The sequence below is a fragment of the Hyphomonas sp. UBA3601 genome, assembly GCF_002375605.1.
In the GTDB taxonomy this organism is placed as follows: Bacteria; Pseudomonadota; Alphaproteobacteria; order Caulobacterales; family Hyphomonadaceae; genus Hyphomonas.
This window is the reverse complement of sequence record NZ_DFME01000055.1, coordinates 1-3,397: the sequence shown is the minus strand read 5'-3', so window position 1 is coordinate 3,397 and position 3,397 is coordinate 1. Positions and strand designations below refer to the sequence as shown.

Sequence of the window (3,397 nt, the reverse complement as noted above, 5' to 3'; positions counted from 1 at the left end):
TTGGGGAGTAGCCAGTCGGTCGACAGACCGAGCCTCCGCGTCAACATACTCGGCCTGCAGGTCGTGGCGCGAAGGGAACGGGACACCGTTCGGGCGAGACCAATGACGCCGCATTCCTGCTCGGGCCGGGCACGGAATGATGGTGTCATTGCGTCAGATTTGCCCGGCCTGGAGACTGTCTCTCATGGAAGCCCTGTTCACCTCCACACTCGTGGTCGCCCTTGCCGAGATCGGCGACAAGACCCAGCTATTGGCTGTCTTGCTCGCGGTACAGTTCCGCAAGCCACTGACCATCATCACCGGCATATTGGCCGCAACCCTCGCCAACCATTTTCTGGCCGCACTGGTCGGCTCTCAGGCCGCCACGTTCCTCCAGGGGGACTGGTTTCGCTATCTGATCGCCGTATCGTTCATCCTGATGGCCGCCTGGACCCTCATCCCGGACAAGCTGGACGAGGATGAACGCCCCCGCATGCGAAATGGCGCTTTCCTGACAACGCTCATCACATTCTTTCTCGTCGAAATGGGCGACAAGACTCAGGTTGCGACGATTGCTCTGGGGGCACAATTCGAGCAAGTGATGCTGGTCACGCTCGGCACAACACTGGGCATGATGCTGGCCAATGTTCCCGCAGTTTATTTCGGAGAAGCCTTGATCCGGCGCGTGCCGCTCAGCCTCGTGCGACGGTTGGCGGCGCTGTTGTTCCTGGCAATCGGGCTATGGCTGCTGGCAGAAACGGCGGGGTGGCTCTGACGCAGCCATCAGATAGCAGCGCGCTCGTATTCCTCGTCGCGTTCGGCGGCCAGCCGGTCACGGATGGTTTCTTCATTGTATCCGAACTCATGAAGCGTACGTCCGGCCATTTGCAGGCCGGATTCAATGGCATCCGGGATCACTGACCGGGCCCCGGCATCGATGAGGCGCCGGGCGTGTTCATGGTCGCGGGCCCTGGCGATAATCGGCGCGTCAGGGCGCAATTTGTGAAAGGCTGACACCATCGCTTCTGCGGCGGTAACGTCATCCACCGTAACGACAAACATCATGGCACCGTCGACGCCTGCGCTATGCAGGATTTCCGGTCGCGCGGCGTCCCCCAGATAGGCGCGCCAACCAGCATTGCGGGCACGCGAAACATTGAAGGTACTGCGTTCCAGCGCGACGACTTCGGCGTCTTCCGCCGCGAGGATACGCGCGACGGCATGTCCGACCCGACCAAACCCGGCAATGATGACGTGGCCCTGAAGGTTTGAGAAATCTTCTTCCAGCGTATGCGCCGGTTCGGGCCCGGCCAACTTGTCTGACAAGAAGCCCCCAACCTTTCCGAGCACCGGAATGAGCAACATGGAGAGTCCGGCAATCGCGGCCATCAGCCCGGCTGGCTCCGGGGCGAGCACGCCTATGGCGGTGGCCGCGGCGATCACGACAAAGGCAAACTCCCCGGCAGGCGCGAGCAGGAAGGCGGCCTCGATGGACATCGGGGTCGGCCCGGCAAACAGACGCAGGGCCCCGAAACCGATGACCAGTTTCAGGACGAGCAGTGCGCCGAGCCCGGACAGGATGACCCAAGGCTGAGACAGGATCGATGGCAGGTCGAGCCCCATGCCCACCGTCATGAAGAACAGGCCCAGCAGGATGCCCTTGAAGGGTTCGAGATCGACCTCTGTCTGATGCTTGAACTCGGTTTCGCCCAATAGCAGGCCCGCCAGGAACGCGCCGAGCGCAAGTGAAAGGCCCGCCGTTGCCGTGATGGCGGCCGCGCCCACGACGGTCAGCAGGGTCAGCGCCATCAGAAAATCCCGTCCGCCTGCCGCCGCCGCAAGGCGAAACATGTGCCGCAGACCAAAGCGGCCAATGATCACGATCACGATGATTGCAATGACACCGTTGAACAGGGCTTCGAGCAGAATTTTCGTGACGTCCTGACCGGCCTCTATGTTGGCAAAGCCGACAAAGATCAGGATGGGGGCAACGAGGATGTCCTGAAACAATAGCACGCTGAGCGCGGCGCGCCCGACCGGTTGAGCGGCCTGCTTCTGCTCGATCAGCAGCTGCATGACGATAGCGGTCGACGACAGTGCAAGCGCCAGCCCGGCGATGATGGCGGCCTCTGCCGGCAGGCCGATCTGCCATCCGATGAGACCGATGGCGAGCGCGCTGATCCCTGCCTGAAGTCCCCCTGCGCCGAACACGGCCCGCCGCAGGGCCCACAGCTTTTCAAACGAAAACTCGAGCCCCAGCAGGAACAGGAGGAACAGCACGCCCAGTTCGGCAAAGGGCGCGGCGGCTTCCGGTTCCGAGATCGAGACAAATTCGAGTATGGGATAATTGTGGGAAAGCGAACCCAACGCGTAAGGTCCAAGCGCGATGCCGGACAACATGAATCCGACCACGGCGGGCAGTTTCAGATACCGGAAGACCGGAACCGCCACACCCGCCGCAAACAGGAAGACGATCGCGTCCTTGATCAGAATCTCGTGTCCTGGTTCTGCCATGCCTCGCTATGATTACCTTGTCTGGTTTGCCTCAGCTGCGCCGGGCCTTGAAGAAATCCTTGAGCAGCGCGCTCGCTGTCTCGCCCGCTGTCTCGTCCTGCTCGACCTCCGGCCGCCAGTGGCAGGTCGGTTGCTCGAAAAAGCGTGCGCCATGAATCACCGCACCGCCCTTCGGATCGCACGCCGCGAAGACGACCTTCCCGATCCGCGCAAGGCTGATCGCGCCTGCGCACATCGCGCAGGGTTCCAGTGTCACATAGAGGTGCAGGCCGGTCAGCCGGTAATTTCCCCTAGACGCCGCCGCAGCGCGCAGGGCGACAATTTCGGCATGGGCGGTCGGGTCATGCCCGACAATCGGGCGGTTTGCACCCTCGGCCACGATCTCGCCTGTCTCCGGATCGACCACCACGGCGCCAACCGGCACTTCGCCCGCCTCGGCCGCCTCTCGCGCCAGTTCCAGCGCGCGGGTCATGGGATCAGCGAGAATTGTCATATGGATGGGATCGCCTTACACGGGCGCAAAGTAAAGGGATTGCCTGTCGAATGCGCATCATTGCCGGAGAGCACAAGGGGCGCGCCATTGCGGCGCCGAAGGGTCAGGGCACGCGACCGACGGGAGACCGTGCGCGCGAGTCGATCTTCAACATGCTGGCCCATGCGGACTGGGCGCCCGAGATCGACGGCGCGCGGGTGATTGATCTGTTCGCGGGTTCCGGCGCGCTGGGCCTGGAAGCCATGAGCCGGGGCGCCGCGTTCTGCCTTTTCGTCGAGACCGATCATGGCGCGCGCGGCGCTATCCGCGACAATATCGAAACACTGGGACTGTTCGGAAACACGCGGCTTCACCGGCGGTCGGCGACCGATCTGGGCGAGAAGCCCGCCAGCGCCGGCGTCCCCTTCACGC

General features: G+C 63.0%; 4 protein-coding genes. 2 read left to right on the top strand and 2 right to left on the bottom strand.

The features are described from left to right. Positions 1-184 precede the first annotated feature (184 nt). Positions 185-754 carry a TMEM165/GDT1 family protein gene (locus B4F73_RS06325; RefSeq protein WP_206992572.1) on the top strand — a complete coding sequence of 190 codons (570 nt, stop codon included), beginning with the start codon at positions 185-187 and terminating at the stop codon, positions 752-754. Positions 755-762: 8 nt separating this feature from the next. Here B4F73_RS06325 and B4F73_RS06320 read toward each other — a convergent pair whose 3' ends face one another. Both B4F73_RS06320 and B4F73_RS06315 read right to left on the bottom strand, forming a co-directional pair. Continuing rightward, entirely contained in the window at positions 763-2,493 is a 1,731-nt protein-coding gene (locus B4F73_RS06320) for a cation:proton antiporter (RefSeq protein WP_290479044.1), read from the bottom strand. A gap of 31 nt (positions 2,494-2,524) precedes the next feature. Further along, positions 2,525-2,986: a nucleoside deaminase gene (locus B4F73_RS06315; protein ID WP_290482769.1), complete on the bottom strand. Its 462-nt coding sequence runs from the start codon at positions 2,984-2,986 to the stop codon at positions 2,525-2,527. Positions 2,987-3,036: 50 nt separating this feature from the next. Between B4F73_RS06315 and B4F73_RS06310 the strand changes: the two genes are divergently transcribed. Further along, the coding region (locus tag B4F73_RS06310) for an RsmD family RNA methyltransferase (RefSeq protein WP_290482768.1) at positions 3,037-3,397 on the top strand (361 nt) is incomplete at its 3' end.